The organism is Bradyrhizobium sp. 18BD (assembly GCF_054185225.1).
In genome coordinates this window covers 362435-382403 of sequence record NZ_JAVAYL010000001.1, presented here as the reverse complement: position 1 = coordinate 382403, position 19969 = coordinate 362435, and the positions used below count along the sequence as shown (strand labels likewise).

The window sequence follows — 19969 nt, the reverse complement described above, 5'->3', positions numbered from 1 at the left end:
TCTCAAGGCGCAAGCCGGGTGAAGACGTAGTCGCGGCTCTTGGCGCGCGCTTCGTGACAGCCCCAGCAGGTGCGGTGCTGGGCCTCGTCGACCGGCTTGCCATTGACGAAGCGGCCAAAGCCCCAGCCGCCGGTCGAGGCGTACTTCTTGGAATCCTTGACCATCACCTGCACCGTCGTCGCGGCACCGGGAATCGTCGCGGACGCGAACTCCGGCGACTGTTTCCGCTTCCAGGCGCGCTTGACCAGAATGGTGCCGTCGGGGAACGGCAGCTTTCCGGCCTGATAGGCATCGATTGCGGTCTGGTTGCCGACCACGGCGCGCAGCTCGTCGAGCGGCGCGGCCTCTTCGGCCGGCGCGACCAGCTCCCACTGCTTATAGCCCTCGGGAATCGTGACGCCGAAGATCGGTGACGCCTCTGCCGTATTGCTCTGCGCCGGCCCCTCGGCAAGGGCGATCGAGACGAGGTAAGGCACGCAGGTCAGGAGAACGACGAGGAGCAGCACGGCCAAGGTGATCGCCGTCGCATAGCTACGCTTGTTCTTTTCGGATTCGATTGTCGTCATGACGCATCTTCAAGCTGGAATCGCAAAATGAGCCCGGCCCAGCCGCGCTGGACCGGGACATTGAATGAATCATGCGCCGTCGGCGTCGAGGACGGCCTTGGCAAAGGCTTGCGGCGCTTCCTGCGGCAGATTGTGGCCGATGCCGCCGGTGATCAGGCGGAAGTCATACCGGCCTCCGAACTTCTTCGCATAGGCACTCGGATCGGGATGCGGCGCGCCGTTGGCGTCGCCTTCCATCGTGATCGTCGGCACTTCGATGACGGGACCTGCCGCGAGTTTCTTCTCGAGCTCTTCGTACTTCGCCTCGCCCTGGGCAAGCCCGAGCCGCCAGCGGTAATTGTGGATCGTGATCGCGACATGATCCTTGTTGTCCAGCGCCGCCGCGCTCCGGTTGAAAGTGGCGTCGTCGAACTTCCATTGCGGCGAAGCCAGCTTCCAGATCAGCTTCGCGAAATCATGCGTGTACTTCTCGTATCCGGCGCGGCCGCGCTCGGTGGCGAAGTAGAACTGGTACCACCATTGCAGCTCGGCCGAGGGCGGCAGCGGCGCGCTTCCCGCAGCCTGGCTGGAGATCAGATAGCCGCTGACCGACACCAGCGCGCGGCAGCGATCCGGCCACAGCGCGGCGATGATGTCGGCGGTGCGCGCGCCCCAGTCGAAGCCGGCGATGACCGCCTTCTTGATGTCGAGCTTGTCCATCAGCGCAATAATGTCGACGGCCATGGCCGCAGGCTCGCCGTTGCGTGGCGTCTCGCCGGAGAGGAACTGCGTCGAACCGTAGCCGCGCAGATATGGGATGATGGCGCGATAGCCGGCCTTCGCCAGGATCGGCGCGACGTCGACGAAGGCGTGAATGTCGTAGGGCCAGCCGTGCAGCAGGATCGCGACGGGACCGTTCGACGGACCGGCCTCGGCATAGCCGACGTTGAGGACACCGGCATCGATCTGCTTGATCGGACCGAAGGATGCGTTCGATGCCTGGGATCGCGGCGCATCCGTTTCGGCGCGGACCAGGTCGATCACGCCGAGACCGGCGACGACGGTCCCTGCGGCGACGCCAAAGAACTTGCGACGATGCTGGTCGAGGAGCTGCTTCATGGTGGTGCTGCCTTGTTGATGATTGGTGATGGTCAGATCAGTTCGACCGTGACGTCGATGTTGCCGCGCACGGCCTTGGAATAAGGACAGGTCTGGTGCGCCTCATCGACGATGCCGCGCGCGACCTCGCGATCGAGGCCCGGCAGGCTGACATTGAGGCGCGCCCGCAAGGCGTAAGCTCCATCATCGAGGAGAAGGTCGATTTCCGCATCGATCGCACTTTTTCTTGGAAGCACGATCTTCCGCTTGCGCGCGGCGATCTCCATCGCGCCTTCGAAACATGTCGACCAGCCGGCCGCGAACAATTGCTCGGGGTTGGTGCCGATGCCTGCGCCGCCCGGCGGCGACAATTTGACATCGAGGCGGCCGTCGGAGCTGCGCGATATGCCGTCGTGTCGTCCGCCGCTGGTGTGGGTCTTCGCCGTGTAGAGCAGTTTTGCCGCTTGCGTCATGAAAGTCTCCTTGCCGTCACGCGACTGACTATCAGCCGCCTCCGCCGGACACCCGTTGGGACTTGTGAGAAGTTGTGAGACCGCCAGGGAACCCGGTCACGAGCCCTGCAAAGCCGGCCTTGCCGGATTGCTGCGCGCTCGCTATCCGGTGTTCCAAATGAGCAAGATTTCGCGATGACTGAACTGGCCGCGCCCGCGGCAGCGACATTGTCGTTCGGGCCATTCACCGTGACGCCACATGAGCGGCTCGTGACGCGCGACGGCGTCGCGCTGCCGATGGGTGCCAAGAGCTTCGATACGCTGATCGCGCTGATGTCGCGACCGAACGAGGTCGTCAGCAAATGGGACCTGATGGCGCAGGTCTGGCCCGGCATGGCCGTCGAGGAAGCCAATCTGCGCTTTCACGTCGCAGCGCTTCGCAAGGCTCTCGGCGACGGCAAGGACGGCGCCCGCTACATCACCACGCTCTCCGGCCGGGGTTATTGCTTTGTCGCGCCGATCTCGCGCGCGAATGTCGCAGCGGAGCCGCACCCTGCACCGCGAGCGAACCTGCCGCCCGTAAAACTACCTAACCGCCTGCAACGCATGGTCGGACGTGACGATGCGATCGCCGCCGTGTCCGACAGGCTCATGTCCTCGCGCTTCGTCACGATCGCCGGCCCCGGCGGCGTCGGCAAGACCGCCGTTGCGGTCGCGATCGCGCACGATCTGCTCGATACCTTCGCCGATGCCTCACATTTCGTGGACCTAGCCGCGCTCAGCGATCCCGATCTCGTGATCACGTCGATCCTGCTGATGCTGGGCCTGCCGGCGCAGACCGACGATCGGCTGCCCGCGCTGCTCGCGCATCTGGGCGACAAGCGCATGCTGCTGATCCTCGACAATTGCGAGCATGTCATCGCCGCGGCGGCGCCACTGGCAGCGGAGATCTTCCACGCCGCGCCGCACGTCCATATCCTCGCCACGAGCCGGGAACCGCTGCGCGTCGAGGGCGAGCAGGTCTATCGGCTGGCGCCGCTTGCCGTTCCACCCGACGATCCCAGACTGACGGCGGTTGCCGCACAGGCCTATCCCGCGCTTCAGCTCTTCGTCGAACGCGCCAAAGCCAGTGGCGCGCAGATCGCGCTCGACGATCGCAATGCGTCAATAGTCGCGGGAATCTGCCGTCAGCTCGACGGCATGGCGCTGGCAATCGAGCTCGCCGCCGGGCGGGTCGAAGCCTACGGCCTAGAGCAGACCGCGGCGCTGCTCGACGAGCGCCTCAATCTGCTCTGGCAAGGCCAGCGCACCGCGCCGCCGCGGCAGAAGACATTGCAGGCGACGCTGGACTGGAGTTACGGGCTCTTGTCCGACACCGAGCGCCTCGTGCTGCGCCGGCTTGCGGTCTTCGCCGGCCATTTCACCATCGACGCCGCGCTCGACATCGTGCCGGACGAGCGGGTCGACCGCGCCCGGCTGTTCGACGCCATCGACAGCCTCGTCGCCAAGTCGATGGTCGCTCCGCGCCCCATCGGCGCCATGATGCGCTACCGTCTGCTCGACACGACACGCGCTTATCTGCTCGAGATCGAGCCCGATGACGCGGCACTCGCCGCCCGCCACGCGACCTATTACCGACGCTGGCTGGAGCAGGCCGGTACGACATGGGCAGCGGTCCCGAGCGCCGACGAGCGCGCGATCCATTTCTCCGCGCTCCACAATGTGCGCGCCGCGCTGGATTGGTGCTTTGGCGCGAACGGCGATGCGGGCATCGGCATCGCGCTCGCCGCGGCAGCCGTGCCGATCTTCCTCGCGATGTCCCTGCTCATCGAATGCCGGCGCTGGTCGGAACGGGCGCTGCTTGCGATCGATCCATCCTCGGGCGGTGGCGCCGAGGAAATGCACATCCAGGCAGCGCTCGGACTGACCTTGATGTTCACACGCGGCGGCAGCGAGGCGGCGCTCGCCGCACTGCGCAGGAGCCTTGCGATCGCCGAGGCGCGCGACGACGCACCGAACCAGCTCCAGCTGCTCGGCCGCATGCATATCTTCCACGAGCGGATGGGGCAGTTCGACGCTGCGCTCGGCTATGCGCGGCAGAGCCTCGCTGTCGCCGAAAAGCTCGGCGATGGCGCCTCCGTCGCCCTCGCCCATTCGCTGCTCGGTGTCTCCCTGCATCTGGCCGGCGAACACCGCGACGCGCTGACCATGCTGGAGGCTGCATGGAAGGGCCCGGGCACTGAGCGCATCAGCACGGTGTACGGCTTCGACCACCGCAACCGCGCCGGCATCTCGCTTGCGCGAGAGCTATGGTTGCAGGGCCGGCCTGCGGATGCGCAACGACTGGCGCTGCAGACGGTCGCCGAGGCCGCGCAGATGGATCATCCGATCACGCTCTGCATCGCGCTGATCTGGCTGGTGTCGATCGATCTCTGGAGCGGTGAGCTCGACGGCGCGGAAGCGAACATCGACCGTTTCATCGCCCATGCCGATTTACACTCGATGGGCCCCTATCTCGCAGCCGGCCGCGGCGTCAAAGGCGAGCTCGCGATCCGGCGCGGCGACGCCGCGGGCGGTGTCGAGACGATACGGGCCTGCCTGCGCGAGCTTCACGACGCCGGCTACGAGCTGCTCACCACGACATTCAACATCGCGCTGGTTCATGGCCTTCTGGCGCTCGGGCAGGTCGAGCAAGGCGCACGCCTGATCGACGAAGCCATCCACCTCGTCGATCAGAGCGGCGACCATCTCTACATGCCCGAACTGCTGCGCATGAAGGCCAGGGTCTTGTTGTCGCTGTCGGCACCGAACGCTGCGGAAGCCGAGACCTGTCTCATGCAGTCGCTGGAACTCAGCCGCGACAACGGCGCGAAAGCCTGGGAGCTGCGGGCGGCGATCGATCTGGCGCAGCTACTTGCCGAACGGGGTGACCGCGAGGACGCGAATCTGTTGCTCCAGGCGGCGCTTGAAGGTTTCGCAGAGGATTCAGAGACGGCGGACATCCGGGTCACCAACGGATTGCTGCAGTCATTATAAAAACGCGACCAATTGCGCCGTATCTAGCTCCGTCATCCCGGCGTAACGGCGAAGCCGTTATCGCTGGAGGTGCGAGCAGGCAGCGCGGAGCGCTGCAGGCGAGCCTCGAAGGATGAACGGCCAAAGGTGCAGCCGGGCCATTCATCCTTCGAGGCTCGCTTCGCGAGCACCTCAGGATGACGGGTCTGCTTGTGGCGAAAGAACTACCCCGTCGGGGTGCCCTGCTTCCACTGGCCGCCGGCGATCCTCGCAGCGGCGATCACCGCCTGGGTGCGGCTCTCGACGCCGAGCTTTTGCAGGATCGCCGAGACATGCGCCTTGATGGTGGCTTCGGAGACGCCGAGCTCGTAGGCGATCTGCTTGTTGAGCAGCCCCTCGGACAGCATCATCAGCACCCGCACCTGCTGGGGCGTCAGCGTCACCAGGCGGTCGCGCAGGCGCGTCATGTCGGGATCGGCGGCGGCCGACAGGTCGGTGTCGGCGGGAACCCAGACGTCGCCCTCCATCACCTTGAGGATGGCATCGCGCAGCGTCTCGACGCCGAAGCGCTTCGGGATGAAGCCGGAGGCGCCGAAATCGAGCGAGCGGCGGATCGTGGCGCTGTCGTCGGAGGCGGAGACGATCACCACCGGGATCGCCGGATATTGCGCGCGCAGATAGATCAGGCCGGAAAAGCCCGAGATCCCGGGCATCGAGAGATCGAGCAGAACTAGGTCGACGTCGGAGGTCTGTTCCAACAGCTTGGTCAGATCCTCGAACGATCCGGCCTCGTCGATCCTGGCCGAGGTCAGGACGCCAGCCACCGCCTGCCGCAACGCATCGCGGAACAGGGGATGATCATCGGCAATGACGAGATGGGTGGAAGGAGCGTTCATCGATCTCTTGCTGTCGTTCGTCACCCGGCCAGTAGTCCGGACCGGCGCAATGGTCAATTCTTCCCCGACCGGCCGTGGCATGCAAGGGCACATTATTCCTTTGCGGGAAAGGGGTTAATCCGCATGCCGTGGCGCGGTGCTGCACCACCGTCAGTTGCGTGTCAGTGCGAAAGGCCGAAAGTCGTATTGGGGCAGGTTTCACGCCGATGTTACCTTGGGGCAAGACTCATGGCGATCCGGCGCGTCCGGTGCCTGGGAGTGAGGAAAACGCATTTCGGGGAGCAAACGCGATATGTCGACGATGGCAGTGTCTCAAGGACGCGCGGGAGGGATGACGAAGGACGAACGTTTCGTCATTCTCGCCTCTTCGCTCGGTACCGTTTTCGAGTGGTACGACTTCTACCTCTATGGTTCGCTGGCGAGCATCATCGGCGCGCAATTCTTCTCTGCCTATCCGCCGGCCACGCGCGACATCTTCGCGCTGCTGGCATTCGCCGCGGGCTTCCTGGTGCGCCCCTTCGGCGCCATCGTGTTCGGCCGTGTCGGCGACATCGTCGGCCGCAAATACACCTTCCTCGTCACCATCCTGATCATGGGTCTTTCGACCTTCATCGTCGGCCTGTTGCCGAGCGCCGCGACCATCGGCTTCGCCGCTCCGGTGATCCTGATCGCGCTGCGCCTGTTGCAGGGCCTCGCGCTCGGCGGTGAATATGGTGGTGCCGCGACCTACGTCGCCGAGCATGCCCCGCACGGCAAGCGCGGTTACTATACCTCCTTCATCCAGACCACGGCCACGCTTGGCCTGTTCCTGTCGCTCCTGGTGATCCTGTTCACCCGCACCGCGACCGGCGAGGCGGACTTCGCGGCCTGGGGCTGGCGCATCCCGTTCCTCGTCTCGGTGCTGCTGCTCGGCGTGTCGGTGTGGATCCGCCTGCGCCTCAATGAATCGCCGATCTTCCAGAAGATGAAGGACGAGGGAAAGAGCTCGAAGGCCCCGCTGACGGAAGCTTTCGCCAACTGGCAGAACGGCAAGCTCGTTCTCCTGGCGCTGCTCGGCGGCACCATGGGGCAGGGCGTGGTCTGGTACACCGGCCAGTTCTACGCGCTGTTCTTCCTGCAATCGATCCTCAAGGTCGACGGCTATACCGCCAACCTCCTGATCGCCTGGTCGCTGCTGCTCGGCACGGGCTTCTTCGTCGTATTCGGCGCGCTGTCCGACAAGATCGGCCGCAAGCCGATCATTCTCGGCGGCTGCCTGATCGCGGCGCTGACCTTCTTCCCGATCTTCCGCATGATCACCACCAACGCCAACCCGGCGCTGGAGAAGGCGATCGAGGCGACCAAGGTCGAGGTGGTGGCGGATCCCGCAGGCTGCGGCGACCTCTTCAACCCGGTCGGCACCCGCGTCTTCACCGCGCCCTGCGACACCGCACGCGCCTTCCTGTCCGCCTCGTCGGTCAGGTATTCGACGACCTCGGGTCCGGCCGGCTCCGGCGTGAAAGTGATGGTCAACGGCAAGGAAGTGCCCTACGCGGACGCGAAGGCGGGCAATCCGGCGATCACTGCGGCGATCGCGGCGGCGGGCTATCCCAAGGCGGGTGACCCCGGCATCGTGAAGATGTCCAACCCGTTCGACATCTTCCGCCCGCAGGTGATGGCGATCATCGGCCTTCTGTTCATCCTGGTGATCTTCGTCACCATGGTCTACGGGCCGATCGCGGCGATGCTGGTCGAACTGTTTCCGACCAAGATCCGCTACACCTCGATGTCGCTGCCCTACCATATCGGCAACGGCTGGTTCGGCGGTCTGTTGCCCGCGACCGCCTTCGCGATCGTGGCTTCCACCGGCGATATCTATGCAGGCCTCTGGTATCCGATCACGTTCGCGGTGATTACCGCGGTGGTCGGCTTCCTGTTCCTGCCGGAAACCAAGGACGTCGATATTACGTCGACCTGAGGATGAAGCGGCCGGCGCGCGTCGCCGGTCCACGCAAAACAACCGGCCGCAGGGCAACCGCGGCCGGTCTTGTTTTTGCGGCCTACTGATTGCCGCCGATGAATTGCAGCACCACCTCGCGCCGGTGCGGACGAGCACGGTGCTCGATCAGATAGATCGCCTGCCACGTGCCGAGCGCCAGCTTGCCGTTCAGGACCGGGACCTGAAGCGAGGTCTGCGTCAGCATCGTCTTGATGTGGCCGGGCATGTCGTCCGGTCCTTCGGTGTCATGGGTCCAGGGCGCATTTTCAGGCGCCAGCCGCGCCAGTGCGGTGGCGAGATCGACCAGCACGGACGGGTCGGCATTCTCCTGGATCGTCAGCGAGGCCGAGGTGTGACGGATGAACAGCGTCAACGCGCCATCGCGCGCACGGACGTCGGCGATGAATTTTGCAGCCTCGCTGGTGAGATCGGTGAAGCTGCGGCCCTGTGTCTGAACGGTCAGCAGCGACGAAGCGATGGTGGTGGCCTGCACGGACGATGGTGCCGAGCGGGTAACGGATTTGGTTGAAGTCATGAAAGGTCTCGACTGATCGAACACTGCGGTTGGGTGGGCAAAGGCGCGTACGCGCCGTGCCCACGTCTTCCTTCATTGTTGTAGAACCATGGTGGGCACGGCGTAAGAACGCCTTTGCCCACCCTACGGCACCGACGGCAGCTCAACGCGCGGAGAGTGCGACGGGGTCCTCAAATCTTCCCCGACACGTCCTTCTGCACGCGATTGGCCATGTCGATCAGCCGGCGCCAGGCCTTTTCCAGGAATGACATCACGCGGTCCATGTCCTGGTCGCTGGGCAGCGGGATCTCGATTTTGCGGTCGCCTTCGGCCGCTTTCGGCTCGGCCTTCTTGAGCGGATCGGATTTCGGCAGCGCCTCGTCGATCTTACCCGACACGGTCGGCCCCGCCGCGATCTGCCCCTTCAGCTTCTCGACCTCGGCCTGGAGCCGGCCGATCTCGGCGTCGAGCGCGGTGCGTTCGTCGGGCACCGCGTAGCAGGCCCAGCCGGCACCATTCTTGGTACAGGTCGACACCGTGCCGGTTCGGGTGTCGAGCCGCAGCACGCCTTCCGGGATCGGCGTCATGCTGTAGCGGCCATTTTCGCTATCGGGGGCGGATTGCGCGGCCACGAGGCCGCCGCCAACGGTCATCGCCATGGCGAACGCGGCCGCCGCAAACCAGGATGCCGTGCAAGATGCTGTGGATGACGTCGCAGGTCTCATCGCGCTCTCCGCCACGACGCGCAGGTGGCACATCCTCAATTCTACACCGGGGCGTCCAAATCCGCCGCCGAAAACACAGCCATTCATTCAACGAGCGCGGCGGCCCGTTTGATCCCGCCAGACGGACAAAACAGCGGCCTCATTCGCCGTTCCCAAGGAGAGCTGCTGCGGTGCGGCGTCACGCTGTGTGCAGCGCTGCTCGACAGGCCAATATCATCAAATAAATCAGGTACATAATAGAAAGCGACGCAATCGTGACTTGGCTTGACTTGATTATAGGCCATCAGTATGGTCCGCGCGGCTTTTGAGGGTGGCGGGCGTAATTTCCATTCAGCCGCGGCGTTTCGGGTCTTCGTTGCATGACACAGGGCACGGGGCACGGCGAGAATGGAGATCGCGATAGATCGTCCGAGGAAGCTGCGCTTTCCGATCGGCTCGGAAATCTCGATCAGCGGTTGTCCGAATTTCGCGACCGCAGGATCAAGACCGAGCAACCCGCAGGTGACGGTGGAGACGGAGCGGCCAGAGCCTCGGCGATGGCGCTTGGTTTTCGGTTATCCTCCGAGTTGGTCGCCGGTGTCGCTGTCGGAGCGGGGATTGGCTGGGGGTTCGACCGCTTGCTGTCGACGTCGCCTTTCGGATTTATCGTGTTCCTGCTGCTGGGCTTCGTGGCCGGCGTGGTGAATGTGGTGAGATCTGCGGGCGCGGGTCAGAACAGGCGCGGTGGTTCTTAGGCGATCCGCACAGGAGAGGAATGATCGCGCCGGTTTCGCCGGTGCGGGCCGGCCCGGCCGGCAGACCGAGACCAGCCGGCATCGCCCGGCAGACCAAGAGATGCCGCGCCGATGAAAATCGATCCGATCCACCAGTTCAACATCGAGCCTCTCTTCACGATCGGCCATATCGGCAATCATACGATCGCCTTCACCAATTCATCGCTCTACATGCTGGTGGCGGTCGCCATCATCTCGATCCTGATGCTTGCCAGCGGCACGCAACTGGTTCCCGGGCGCCTCCAGTCGGTCGCCGAGATCTCCTACGAATTCGTCGCCTCGACCATCCGTTCGACGGCCGGCGCGGAAGGCATGAAGTTCTTCCCGCTGATCTTCTCGCTGTTCATGTTCATCTGCGTCTCGAACCTGGTCGGCATCATCCCCTACACCTTCACGGTCTCGAGCCACCTGATCGTCACCGTAGGACTGGCGCTGCTGGTCTTCTTCACCGTGCTGATCTACGGCGTCGCCAAGAACGGCCTGAAATTCTTCTCGATTTTCGTTCCTCACGGCGTTCCCGGCTACATCCTGCCGCTGGTCATGTTCATCGAGATCCTGTCGTTCTTCCTGCGGCCGGTCTCGCACAGCATTCGTCTGTTCGCCAACATGCTGGCCGGCCACATCGCGTTGAAGGTGTTCGCGGGCTTCGTCGCCATGCTGGGCTTCTCCCTCGGCGCCATCGGCTGGGTCGGCGGCGTGCTGCCGCTGGCGCTCACGATCGCGCTCTACGCGCTCGAGATTCTGGTCGCGTTCCTGCAAGCCTATGTGTTTGCGATCCTGACCTGCATCTACCTCAACGACGCCATTCATCCGGGACACTGAGCGGTCCGGGGAATTTCCACCCACAACCCAATCTTTCTTCCAAGGAGTCTAAAATGGATCCGGCAGCAGCAAAACTTATCGGCGCGGGCATCGCATGCATCGGCATGGGCGGCGCGGGCGTCGGCGTGGGCGTGATCTTCGGCAACTACCTCGCCGCGGCCGTTCGCAACCCGTCGGCCGCTCAGGGCCAGTTCGGCAACCTGATCTTCGGCTTCGCCGTGACCGAAGCGCTCGGCATCTTCTCGCTGCTGATCGCGCTGCTTCTGCTGTTCGTTTTCTAAGAACGACTTCTTTCGCGCCGCTTCATCCGAAGCGGCGCGTGACAGCAACGGGAGTACTCCATGGCTGAGAGTCATGGCGGCGCAAAAGGTCCGGCGGCGGGCGCTCACACCGAGGCTGACGGTGGTCACCACGGTGGCGGGTTTCCGCCGTTCGAGAGCAGCACCTTCGCTTCACAGCTGGTGTCGCTCGCGATCTTCTTCGTCCTGCTTTACGTCATCGTGTCCAAGCTCGCTCTGCCGAAGGTCGGCGGTGCGATCGAAGCGCGTCAGAACAAGATCGAGGGTGACCTCGCCGAAGCGCAGAAGCTGAAGGATCAGTCCGAAGCGGCGCTGAAGGCCTATGAAGGCGAGCTCGCTTCGGCGCGTTCGCGGGCGCAGGCGATCGGCAACGAATCCCGCGACAAGGCGAATGCGCAGGCGGAAGCCGAGCGCAAGGCGCTGGAAGAGCAACTGACGGCCAAGCTCGCCGAGGCGGAAAAGACCATCGCCTCGACCCGCGCGACCGCCATGAGCAACGTCCGCGGCATCGCGGCCGATGCGGCAGGCCAGATCGTGCAGCAGCTCGCCGGCGTCGTTCCGGATGCGGCCTCGGTCAATGCCGCCGTTGATGCGTCCTTGAAGGGTTAGTCGATATGTTCTTCGATCCTGAAACCTGGGTCGCCGTCGCCTTCGTGATCCTGATGGTCGTGTTCGGCTATCTCGGGGTCTTCAAGTCGGCGTTGACGGCGCTCGACCATCGCGCCGAGCGCATCAAGGCCGAGCTCGACGACGCGACGCGCCTCAAGCAGGAAGCCGCCAAGGTGCTCGCCGACTACAAGGCGCGCAGCGCCTCGGCCGAACGCGAGGCCGCCGACATCATCGCCAACGCCAAGGCCGAAGCCGAGCGCATCGCGACCGAAGCCAAGGCGAAGATGGAAGACTTCGTCGCCCGCCGCACCAAGACCGCGGAGAGCAAGATCGCGCTCGCCGAAGCCCAAGCGCTGGCCGATGTCCGCGCCGCAGCCGCGGAAGCCGCCGTCCAGGCCGCCTCCACGATCCTGTCGCAGTCGGTCAAGGGCCAGGTTTCCGACGACCTGCTCGCCAAGGGCATCAACGAAGTTCGGCAGAAGCTGAACTGAGGGCGCAGCCTTCACCAATCAAAAAGCCGGCGCGCGAGCGCCGGCTTTTTTGTTGGCTCCGCACCAGCCCAGGCACCGTCCAAGCATCATGGACGGACCGGCAGTTTCGCTGTCTATTCGCGTGCGGAAACCATGGTCAGATGAAATCGCATGAAGACCGTTCAATGCAGCGTCCACGGCCCTCAGCAAGCTACCTTCGTGTGTCGGCACGTCGTCGATGGCCTCGGCAGACGTGAGCGCGTCGGCTTCTTCTGGGCATCAGACCCAGAGAACCCGAGACCTGATGCCTGGTGCAGTGCCTGCGAAACACGCGTTGCCGCAACCGGTGGCGAGTGGATTGGCGATGCGCTGACGCAGCTCGAACCCAAATTGCTGTGCGGAGCCTGTTACGACCTTGCAAAGACCTTCCATATGGGCGGAAATCCCTGGTCCTGACAGGCCCCGACGAAGCCCGGTGCGATCAGCGATCGCTTACTTCTTCTTAGGCCTTGCTTTCGGCTCGGGCGCGAGCGCCTGCGGGTCGAAGCCGACATAGAAGATGTAGGAATCGGCGACCGCCGGCGCGGGCACCGGGTAGGTCAGATCCTCGGCAACGAAGGTGAAGGGCACGCTGCCGCCCTCGGTCATCTCCACCGTGGTCCGATAGGCCTTCGAGGCGATGACCTTTTCGCCGACGCCGCCCTGCACCACTGCGATACGCAGCGGCACCTCGACCGTGGCGGGTGCGCCCGCCGGACCGGCGATGACGCGGCCCTGGATGCCGATCCGGGCCGTGATCCCGCCGGCACTGCGGGAGCATTCGCGCGCCATCTTGGTGACCGAAGCCTGGAAGCGGATGTCGTTGCCGACGGCCGGCTTGCCGGTAGAGCCGACTGCATAGGTCGAGGCCCCCGCGCGCACCGTGACCTGCGGGCAATCGACGTCGTCCTCGGCCGGCTGGCCGGGCGCGGGCGCCGGCTTGGGCGGCGCCGGCTCGTCAGAACTACCGCCGAACAGGCCCTTGAAGCGGTCGGTCAGCGACTGCGCGGAGGCCGGCGAGACCGCCGCAATCGACACCGACAATGCCAGCGCGATCGCCGGCACCTGCCGCAGCACATTCCGCGATGACCGAAGCTGCTTCACCTTCAAACCCCGTACTCCATGACAAAATCCCGGCCGATCGCCGGTAGGCATGCGCGTTATATCGTCAAAATCGGCGAACCCAAGGCAGCAAACAGGGCAGCCAAAGAGACTTTGGTCATAGGAATGAACGGCTCAGCCGCGGAAATCCTCGTGCAGCAGGCCGAACAGGAGATGGTCCTGCCAGACCCCGTTGATGCAGAGATAGCGGCGCGCCAGGCCCTCCCGGGAGAAGCCGCACTTCTCCAGCACCCGGATCGAAGGCGCATTGGTGGGGATGCAGGCGGCTTCGACCCGGTGCAGATTGAGCTCGCCGAACAGCGTCGGCAGCAGCACCCGCAGGGCCGCCGTCATGTAGCCGCGATGGGCATGGGGCTTGCCGACCCAATAGCCGATGGTGCCGGCCTGCACGATGCCGCGGCGGACATTGGCGAGCGTGATGCCGCCGACCATGGCGCCGTCGAGCTCGCGGAAGATCAGAAACGGATAGGAGCGGTCCGCGGCGATGTCCTCGGAATAGCGGCGCAGGCGGCGGCGGAAGCCGGACCGGGTCAGGTCGTCGGAGGGCCAGATCGGCTCCCAGGGCGTCAGGTAATCGCGGCTGGACTCGCGCAAATGCGCCCACTGCAAGAAGTCCGACATCTGCGGCGCGCGCAGCAGGAGCCCGTTGCCGCGCGGTGCGAGGGCGGCGGGTCCACTGGAAGGCAGGCGAAAGAGGGCCATGGTGATGCTTCCCGGGGCAGATCAGCCCGCGCGCGGCTCCTAATGCAACCGCGCCTTGGCACGTGCCCGGGTCAATCCTTCCGCAAAAGACACCGCCGTGTCCAGACCCCTGCCGCTGCCTAATGCGACAACTGCAGGGCGGCTCCGCGAAAGCAGTGCACGCGCCGCGTCCCGGGTCGATTCGACGCTGACGGCGTCGATCCGGGCCACCAGTTCCTGCACCGTCTGCGGGCGGCCATAGGCCAGCACATGCCGGGCGAGCTGCTCGGCGCGGGACGAGCAGCTCTCCAGGGCCATCAGCAGGCCGGCTTTCATCTGCGCCTTGGCGCGCGCGATCTCCGCCTCGGTCAGGGTCTCGACCGAATCATTCATGATGTCGACCACGACCTCCATCATCTCCGGCGCGTCGGCCGGATCGGTGCCGGTGTAGAGGCCGAAGAAGCCGGTGTCGGTATAGGGCGCGTGGAACGAGTAGATCGAGTAGCAGAGGCCGCGCTTCTCGCGGACCTCCTGGAACAGCCGCGACGACATCCCGCCGCCGAGGATGTTGGTGAAGACCTGCAGCGAGAACAGCGACGGATCGTTCTGCGGCACGCCTTCCAGCGCCAGCGTCAGATGCGCCTGCTCGAGTTCGCGATGCACCACCTTGGCACCGCCCTTGCCGAACTGGGCGGTCTGCGGTTTAGGACCCGGCGTCCCCTCGAAGCTTGCAAAGCGCTGCTCGACCTCGGCGACCACCTGCGCGTGATCGACCGCGCCGGCCGCCGCCACGACCATGTCGGGGCCGCGATAATGCGTCGAGAGGTAGCCGCGGAGCATGTCGCGGTTGAAGCTGCGCAAGGTCTTGGCGGTGCCGAGCAGCGAGCGGCCCATCGGCTGGTCGGGATAGCAGAGCTCGTTGAGATGCTCGAACACGACGTCGTCGGGCGTATCCTGCGCCGCGCCAATCTCCTGCACGATGACGTTCTTCTCGCGCTCGAGCTCATCCGGCTCGAAGGCGGGATTGGCGAGGATGTCGGCGAGCACGTCGAGCGCGAGCGGCACGTCGGCCTTCAGCACCCGCGCATAATAGGACGTGGTCTCGGTCGAGGTGCCGGCATTGAGGTCGCCGCCGACCGCCTCGATCTCCTCGACGATCTCGCGCGAGGTGCGCTTGGTCGTGCCCTTGAACGCCATGTGTTCCAGCAGATGCGAAATGCCGTGCTCGTTCGGCTTCTCGTCGCGGCCGCCGACGCCGGCCCAGACGCCGAGAGCCGCCGTTTCGAGATGGGGCATCTTGTCGGTGACGACGGTCAGGCCGGAGGCAAGCTTGGAGATCTCGACGCTCATCCGGCAACTCCTTGTTTTGCAGCCCGGCTGACCGACAGTACGAACCGCTCGACCTCGCCCTGATCGTTCTTCATCACCTTCATGTGTTCGGATTTGGTCATGAGACCGTCGAGCCAGGCCGGCAGTTGCGGCCGCTGGCCGCACGCCGCGTCGACGGCATCGGGGAATTTGGCCGGATGGGCGGTGGAGAGCACGATGCTCGGAACCGTCGTGTCGGTGGTGTCGCGGTCGGCGACAGCAAGTGCGACCGCAGTGTGGGGATCGACCAGCTCGCCCGCCTCACGCCAGGCGGCGCGGATCGCGGCGGCGGTCTCGGTCTCGTCGGCGCGGCCTGCGTCGAACTCCTCGCGGATCGCGGCCAGCGTCGCATCAGGCAGCACGAAGCGCCCCGACTGCTTCAGCGAATCCATCAGGCGACGCACGGCGGCCGCATCGCGCCGGCCGGCTTCGAACATCAGCCGCTCGAAATTCGAGGAAATCTGGATGTCCATCGAGGGCGACGCGGTGGCGTGCACCTCGCGCACCTCGTAGATGCCGGTCTTGAGCGTGCGCGCCAGGATGTCGTTGACGTTGGCGGCGATGCGCAGCGTGCGCACCGGCAGCCCCATCCGCTTGGCGACGTAGCCGGCGAAGATGTCGCCGAAATTGCCGGTCGGCACGACGAAATCCACCGCGCGCGCGGGCGCCCCGACGGCAACGGCCGAGGTGAAGTAGTAGACCACCTGGGCGACGATGCGCGCCCAGTTGATGGAGTTGACGCCGGAGAGCGAGGTCGCATCGCGGAAGCGATGGTTGTTGAACATGCCCTTCACGAGCGCCTGGCAATCGTCGAAATTGCCTTCGATGGCGAGCGCATGGACGTTGGCCGCGCCCGTCGTCGTCATCATCCGCTGCTGCACCTCGGAGATGCGGCCATGCGGAAACAGCACGATGAGGTCGACGTTCTCGAGGCCCGCGAAGGCCTCGACCGCGGCGCCGCCGGTGTCACCTGACGTTGCGACCACGATGGTGGTGCGCTGACCGCGCTTGGCGAGCACATGGTCCATCAGCCGCGAGATCAGCTGCATCGCCACGTCCTTGAACGCGAGCGTCGGACCGTGGAAGAGCTCCAGCACGAACTGGTGCGGCGACATCTGGCGCAGCGGCACCACCGCCGGATGGCGGAAGGTGGCATAGGCCTCGTTGGCCATACGGCCGAGCTCGGCATCGCTGATCTCGCCGCCGGCGAAGGGACGGATCACGTCGACGGCGACCTCCCAATAGGGACGGCCAAAGAAGCCGGCGATGGTCTCCGCCGAAAGCTGCGGCCAGGTGACCGGCACATACAGGCCGCCGTCGCGGGCAAGCCCGGTCAGCATCACGTCGCAGAAGCCGAGTTCGGGGGCTTCGCCCCGGGTCGAGATATAACGAGTCAAACTGCCCTCCAAAGGCAGGCCGAGCCGAAGCTCGATCCGTAAGCCCTTGATTTTACGAAAATACTTGTCAACAGCCAGAGGCTTTGGGCCACCATAAAGTGTTTTGCGGCCACGGGAAACCGCTTCCCGCCAAAGCCGCGCCGGCGAAACAAGGGCGGCGCCAGCGAAACGAGGCCCGCCAACGAAAAAGGGCTGCGGCGATGCCGCAGCCCTCCTCTTGGAAGGTCTGTCGTTGATAGTGCAGACCCGGTTTGCCTTGTGCGGGTCACCGACCCGCTAAAACTGTCGACCCAAGCTTTCGTCGCCTGTCACGACATCGTCAAGTGTGAAAACGACGAATGCGGGAAGACGTTCCTATTTTTCCCGGTGCGCTTCAGCCTTGGAGACGCGTCCGGGGGGCGAGCGTCTAGAGCAACATTGCCGCTTTTTCCCGAAAACGACACGTGACCGGGAACGAACACCAGCTCCGCCGATTGTGTCCGCGGATGGTGTCGGCTGTGTCCATGCATTGCCCGGCTGCACGCCGGGACCGATCCGCCCCCACCGAACCGGCTGCATCCTGGAGCAGCCGGTTCGGTGTCCTCGGGCCGGCAGTGCCTGGCGGATGCCCCGAAATATCAGCCCATCCCGATTTCCACCGCGATCCTGATCAGGTCGGAATGGTTCTTGGCCCCCAGCTTCTGCTTGAGCAGGGAGGTGGTGTTGGCGACGGTCTTGTAGGAGATGCCGAGCGCCTCAGCGACCTCGACGATCTTGTCGCCGCGTCCGAGCAGACGGAGAATCTCGAGCTCCCGCGGCGTCATCTGCGAGGCCGGATTGGCCTTGATCGCAGCACCGGAGAACGTCACGGCCTCCGCGAGCTGCGGCGAAATGTAGTTGTCGCCCGCGATCACCTTGCGCACCGCCTTCAGCAGGATCCGGGGATCGTCGCCCTTGGAGACATAGCCCTGCGCGCCCAGCTCGACCGCCCGCACCACGAAGGCCGGATCGTCGTTCATGCTGAACATGATGATCTTGGCGGCGGGGTCGTCCTTGCGGATCCGCCGCATCAGCTCGAAGCCCGAGACGTCGGGCAGGCTGATGTCGATCACGGTGACATCGGGCCGTTTGCTGACATAGGCACGGTGCCCGGATTTGGCGTCCGTGGCTTCGTCGATCCGGATCGAATGGTCGGAAGCGAACAGGGTCCGGCAACCGGACAGCACCACAGGATGGTCGTCGACGATCAGAACTTTGGTCGCCGGTTTGGCGGTATCTTGCATCGCGCGCTCTCGTGTTTTTCAACTCATAGACCGGCGGGAACAAATGGAAAGAGAGAATCCCGCCAAGACGCGTTAGAATTGACCTAATGTGGCAACGCTTTTCATTCAGAACCCAACTTTTTCTTCCGCTCGGCCTGAGCTTTCTCGCCGCGCTGGCCATGGGCGGCCTGCTGCTCCAGACGTTTGCCACAGGCCAGCTGGCTGACGAGAATGAGCCGGGCAGACGCTCGACCCGGACTGTCGCCCTGGCACTTAACGACGCCCTCGGCGTCTCGGACAATCCGCGGAAGATGCTCGACGCATTTGTCCGTTCTTTGGGCACCTCCTCGGATATTCAATTCCGTCCACTGGAAGCGGGTCCCGCACCCTCTCCGAAGGACAGCCTGCGCGGTGTGCATGGCGTGCCGCAATGGTTCATCGACCTGATCGGCATCCCGGACATGGACGCGGCAACTCCTGTCATGATCGACGGCAAGCATGTCGGCGACATCGTATTCATGCCCGACCTGTCGGCCGACCTGTTCGAAAAATGGATCGGCTTCCTGGCGCTCACGAGCCTTATCGCCGTGCTGATGGTGCTGACCGGAACGATCGCCTATCTCTTCGCGGGATCGGCGCTGCGCCCCTTGCAAGATCTGGGCGCAGGCCTCACGCGAATCCGCCGTGGCGATTATGCGACGCCGATCCCGGTCGCGGGGCCGCCGGAGATCCGCCAGAGCTGCGAGGAAGCCAACGCGCTGGCGACGACGCTCGCCCAATTGAGCCAGGACAATCGCGACCTGCTGCACCGGCTGATGTCGCTGCAGGACAATGAGCGGCGCGACCTTGCCCGCGAGCTGCATGACGAGCTCGGTCCGCTGCTGTTCAGCATCCGGGCCGGCACGATCGCGCTGAGCGAGGCTTCGCCGCCAGCGGGAAATCTCGGCAAGCCGGTGCAGGAGGTGATGCGATCGGTCGAGGCGCTGCAGCAGACCAACCGCCGCATTCTCGACCGGCTGCGGCCGCTCTACATCGAGGAATTGGGGCTCGCGACCAGCGTGCAGACGCTGCTCCAGAACTTTCGCAGGCAAGCCCCGCATGTCAACCTGACTGCCTCGCTCGATCCCGATCTCAGCGCAATCGACGGTCCGCTGGCCCAGACCGTCTACCGCGTGATCCAGGAGGCGCTGACCAACGTGTTGCGCCACGCCGGGGCGAGCAGCGCTAACGTCGAGGTGGCCCTTGCCGGCGATCTGCTCGCGATCGAAATCTCCGACGATGGCGGCGGCTTTCCCGAGGGGAACGTCTTCGGCCGCGGCCTGACCGGCATGCATGAGCGCGTGCGTGCGCTCAGCGGATCGCTGTCGCTGCTGCGCGCGGATGAGCGGACCTATGTGCGCTGCCGCCTGCCGGTTGGGACGACACGAGACGAGTGAGCGGAGGCTCTAAAGCGCGATGAGATTTGGATGAATCGTCATCGCGCTTTAGGTCGTTGTTTGAGCATGATCTTTTCGGAAAACCGCTACGCACTTTTCCGGATCATGCTTTAGCAGGCGCAACCGTCGCTGGAGTTCTGCGGCGAGGGCGTGCACAGCGTGCTGTAGATCTTGCCTTCCGCGCTGAAGCGAAACGAGGCGTGAACGCGTAGCGAGCCCGCAACCGAATATTCGAGATCAATGCCATCAGGCACGGGATTGATCTCCTCCAGACCGAAGCCGGCCGACGAGAAGGCGTTGAGCCGCGGGCCCCAATAGCGTTCGAGCTCGTGCCGTCCGCGATAATGCTGCGTGCCGTTGCAGCTGCATTCGACCTGCGCGTCATCCGCATAGAGGTCGAGCAGCGTCGCGAGGTCGCCCGTGCGGCAGGCGTCGACCCAGTCGACGACGATTCCCATCTGATCAATATCGCTCACGCCAACATCCTGT

21 protein-coding genes are annotated in these 19969 nt (G+C 64.7%); 8 read left to right on the top strand and 13 right to left on the bottom strand.

The window, feature by feature from the left end; genetic code table 11:
* Window positions 1-2: 2 nt before the first annotated feature.
* The 3 genes from RAD16_RS01850 to RAD16_RS01840 form a co-directional block, all read right to left on the bottom strand.
* Window positions 3-566 carry a cytochrome P460 family protein gene (locus tag RAD16_RS01850; protein WP_458156177.1) on the bottom strand — a complete coding sequence of 188 codons (564 nt, stop codon included), beginning with the start codon at window positions 564-566 and terminating at the stop codon, window positions 3-5.
* Window positions 567-635: 69 nt separating this feature from the next.
* Window positions 636-1664, bottom strand: a complete 1029-nt coding sequence (locus RAD16_RS01845; protein ID WP_458156176.1) for an alpha/beta fold hydrolase — start codon at window positions 1662-1664, stop codon at window positions 636-638.
* A 32-nt stretch (window positions 1665-1696) separates the two neighbouring features.
* Window positions 1697-2116 (bottom strand): organic hydroperoxide resistance protein, encoded by a 420-nt coding sequence (locus tag RAD16_RS01840; RefSeq protein ID WP_458156175.1) that lies wholly within the window; start codon window positions 2114-2116, stop codon window positions 1697-1699.
* A gap of 174 nt (window positions 2117-2290) precedes the next feature.
* Between RAD16_RS01840 and RAD16_RS01835 the strand changes: the two genes are divergently transcribed.
* Window positions 2291-5131, top strand: a complete 2841-nt coding sequence (locus RAD16_RS01835; protein WP_458156174.1) for an ATP-binding protein — start codon at window positions 2291-2293, stop codon at window positions 5129-5131.
* A gap of 203 nt (window positions 5132-5334) precedes the next feature.
* Here RAD16_RS01835 and RAD16_RS01830 read toward each other — a convergent pair whose 3' ends face one another.
* Window positions 5335-6006, bottom strand: a complete 672-nt coding sequence (locus tag RAD16_RS01830) for a response regulator transcription factor (RefSeq protein WP_326903431.1) — start codon at window positions 6004-6006, stop codon at window positions 5335-5337.
* Window positions 6007-6337: 331 nt separating this feature from the next.
* Here RAD16_RS01830 and RAD16_RS01825 point away from each other — a divergent pair, with 331 nt between their 5' ends.
* The gene (locus RAD16_RS01825) at window positions 6338-7963 is read left to right on the top strand and encodes an MFS transporter (RefSeq protein ID WP_458156173.1); all 1626 of its coding nucleotides are present in this window, start codon (window positions 6338-6340) and stop codon (window positions 7961-7963) included.
* Window positions 7964-8045: 82 nt separating this feature from the next.
* Here RAD16_RS01825 and RAD16_RS01820 read toward each other — a convergent pair whose 3' ends face one another.
* The 3 genes from RAD16_RS01820 to RAD16_RS01810 all read right to left on the bottom strand — a co-directional run bounded on the left by RAD16_RS01820 (window position 8046) and on the right by RAD16_RS01810 (window position 9507).
* Window positions 8046-8519 (bottom strand): secondary thiamine-phosphate synthase enzyme YjbQ, encoded by a 474-nt coding sequence (locus RAD16_RS01820; RefSeq protein WP_458156172.1) that lies wholly within the window; start codon window positions 8517-8519, stop codon window positions 8046-8048.
* Between the two features lie 170 nt (window positions 8520-8689).
* A complete protein-coding gene (locus RAD16_RS01815; RefSeq protein WP_458156171.1) occupies window positions 8690-9223 on the bottom strand; it encodes a hypothetical protein in 534 nt (177 codons plus the stop codon).
* 83 nt (window positions 9224-9306) lie between these two features.
* Window positions 9307-9507, bottom strand: a complete 201-nt coding sequence (locus tag RAD16_RS01810; RefSeq protein WP_458156170.1) for a hypothetical protein — start codon at window positions 9505-9507, stop codon at window positions 9307-9309.
* Window positions 9508-9582: 75 nt separating this feature from the next.
* Between RAD16_RS01810 and RAD16_RS01805 the strand changes: the two genes are divergently transcribed.
* From RAD16_RS01805 to gspM, 5 genes are all read left to right on the top strand, one after another.
* On the top strand, window positions 9583-9957 hold the full coding sequence (locus tag RAD16_RS01805; RefSeq protein WP_458156169.1) for an AtpZ/AtpI family protein: 375 nt from the start codon (window positions 9583-9585) through the stop codon (window positions 9955-9957).
* 111 nt (window positions 9958-10068) lie between these two features.
* Complete coding sequence (locus RAD16_RS01800) at window positions 10069-10818, top strand: F0F1 ATP synthase subunit A (protein ID WP_458156168.1); 750 nt, start codon at window positions 10069-10071, stop codon at window positions 10816-10818.
* A 53-nt stretch (window positions 10819-10871) separates the two neighbouring features.
* On the top strand, window positions 10872-11099 hold the full coding sequence (locus RAD16_RS01795; protein WP_018643436.1) for a F0F1 ATP synthase subunit C: 228 nt from the start codon (window positions 10872-10874) through the stop codon (window positions 11097-11099).
* 60 nt (window positions 11100-11159) lie between these two features.
* Entirely contained in the window at window positions 11160-11726 is a 567-nt protein-coding gene (locus RAD16_RS01790; protein WP_458156167.1) for a F0F1 ATP synthase subunit B, read from the top strand.
* A 5-nt stretch (window positions 11727-11731) separates the two neighbouring features.
* Window positions 11732-12217, top strand: a complete 486-nt coding sequence (gene gspM / locus RAD16_RS01785; RefSeq protein ID WP_458156166.1) for a type II secretion system protein GspM — start codon at window positions 11732-11734, stop codon at window positions 12215-12217.
* A gap of 471 nt (window positions 12218-12688) precedes the next feature.
* On the opposite strand, the gene RAD16_RS01780 is transcribed toward gspM, so the two are convergent.
* The 5 genes from RAD16_RS01780 to RAD16_RS01760 form a co-directional block, all read right to left on the bottom strand.
* On the bottom strand, window positions 12689-13390 hold the full coding sequence (locus RAD16_RS01780; protein WP_458156165.1) for a hypothetical protein: 702 nt from the start codon (window positions 13388-13390) through the stop codon (window positions 12689-12691).
* Between the two features lie 81 nt (window positions 13391-13471).
* Complete coding sequence (locus RAD16_RS01775; RefSeq protein WP_008139934.1) at window positions 13472-14059, bottom strand: GNAT family N-acetyltransferase; 588 nt, start codon at window positions 14057-14059, stop codon at window positions 13472-13474.
* A 39-nt stretch (window positions 14060-14098) separates the two neighbouring features.
* Window positions 14099-15388, bottom strand: a complete 1290-nt coding sequence (locus RAD16_RS01770; protein ID WP_458156164.1) for a M16 family metallopeptidase — start codon at window positions 15386-15388, stop codon at window positions 14099-14101.
* Window positions 15385-16803, bottom strand: coding sequence for a threonine synthase (gene thrC, locus RAD16_RS01765; protein ID WP_458156163.1), 1419 nt, complete (start codon window positions 16801-16803; stop codon window positions 15385-15387). The genes RAD16_RS01770 and thrC overlap by 4 nt, the downstream gene beginning before the upstream one ends.
* A 617-nt stretch (window positions 16804-17420) precedes the next feature.
* Window positions 17421-18065, bottom strand: coding sequence for a response regulator transcription factor (locus RAD16_RS01760; protein WP_458156162.1), 645 nt, complete (start codon window positions 18063-18065; stop codon window positions 17421-17423).
* A gap of 86 nt (window positions 18066-18151) precedes the next feature.
* On the opposite strand from RAD16_RS01760, the gene RAD16_RS01755 reads away from it, so the two are divergent.
* Window positions 18152-19480 (top strand): histidine kinase, encoded by a 1329-nt coding sequence (locus tag RAD16_RS01755; RefSeq protein ID WP_458156161.1) that lies wholly within the window; start codon window positions 18152-18154, stop codon window positions 19478-19480.
* Between the two features lie 110 nt (window positions 19481-19590).
* Here the strand turns inward: RAD16_RS01755 and RAD16_RS01750 are convergent, their stop codons facing one another.
* Entirely contained in the window at window positions 19591-19956 is a 366-nt protein-coding gene (locus RAD16_RS01750; RefSeq protein ID WP_458156160.1) for a nuclear transport factor 2 family protein, read from the bottom strand.
* Window positions 19957-19969 lie beyond the last annotated feature (13 nt).

Bases quoted from the DNA above. Each gene is read 5' to 3' on its own strand.
- RAD16_RS01850 (WP_458156177.1), bottom strand. From the start codon at position 566: ATGACGACAATCGAATCCGAAAAGAACAAGCGTAGCTATGCGACGGCG.
- RAD16_RS01845 (WP_458156176.1), bottom strand. From the start codon at position 1,664: ATGAAGCAGCTCCTCGACCAGCATCGTCGCAAGTTCTTTGGCGTCGCC.
- RAD16_RS01840 (WP_458156175.1), bottom strand. From the start codon at position 2,116: ATGACGCAAGCGGCAAAACTGCTCTACACGGCGAAGACCCACACCAGC.
- RAD16_RS01835 (WP_458156174.1), top strand. From the start codon at position 2,291: ATGACTGAACTGGCCGCGCCCGCGGCAGCGACATTGTCGTTCGGGCCA.
- RAD16_RS01830 (WP_326903431.1), bottom strand. From the start codon at position 6,006: ATGAACGCTCCTTCCACCCATCTCGTCATTGCCGATGATCATCCCCTG.
- RAD16_RS01825 (WP_458156173.1), top strand. From the start codon at position 6,338: ATGACGAAGGACGAACGTTTCGTCATTCTCGCCTCTTCGCTCGGTACC.
- RAD16_RS01820 (WP_458156172.1), bottom strand. From the start codon at position 8,519: ATGACTTCAACCAAATCCGTTACCCGCTCGGCACCATCGTCCGTGCAG.
- RAD16_RS01815 (WP_458156171.1), bottom strand. From the start codon at position 9,223: ATGAGACCTGCGACGTCATCCACAGCATCTTGCACGGCATCCTGGTTT.
- RAD16_RS01810 (WP_458156170.1), bottom strand. From the start codon at position 9,507: ATGGCCTATAATCAAGTCAAGCCAAGTCACGATTGCGTCGCTTTCTAT.
- RAD16_RS01805 (WP_458156169.1), top strand. From the start codon at position 9,583: ATGACACAGGGCACGGGGCACGGCGAGAATGGAGATCGCGATAGATCG.
- RAD16_RS01800 (WP_458156168.1), top strand. From the start codon at position 10,069: ATGAAAATCGATCCGATCCACCAGTTCAACATCGAGCCTCTCTTCACG.
- RAD16_RS01795 (WP_018643436.1), top strand. From the start codon at position 10,872: ATGGATCCGGCAGCAGCAAAACTTATCGGCGCGGGCATCGCATGCATC.
- RAD16_RS01790 (WP_458156167.1), top strand. From the start codon at position 11,160: ATGGCTGAGAGTCATGGCGGCGCAAAAGGTCCGGCGGCGGGCGCTCAC.
- gspM (WP_458156166.1), top strand. From the start codon at position 11,732: ATGTTCTTCGATCCTGAAACCTGGGTCGCCGTCGCCTTCGTGATCCTG.
- RAD16_RS01780 (WP_458156165.1), bottom strand. From the start codon at position 13,390: ATGCCTACCGGCGATCGGCCGGGATTTTGTCATGGAGTACGGGGTTTG.
- RAD16_RS01775 (WP_008139934.1), bottom strand. From the start codon at position 14,059: ATGGCCCTCTTTCGCCTGCCTTCCAGTGGACCCGCCGCCCTCGCACCG.
- RAD16_RS01770 (WP_458156164.1), bottom strand. From the start codon at position 15,388: ATGAGCGTCGAGATCTCCAAGCTTGCCTCCGGCCTGACCGTCGTCACC.
- RAD16_RS01760 (WP_458156162.1), bottom strand. From the start codon at position 18,065: ATGCAAGATACCGCCAAACCGGCGACCAAAGTTCTGATCGTCGACGAC.
- RAD16_RS01755 (WP_458156161.1), top strand. From the start codon at position 18,152: ATGTGGCAACGCTTTTCATTCAGAACCCAACTTTTTCTTCCGCTCGGC.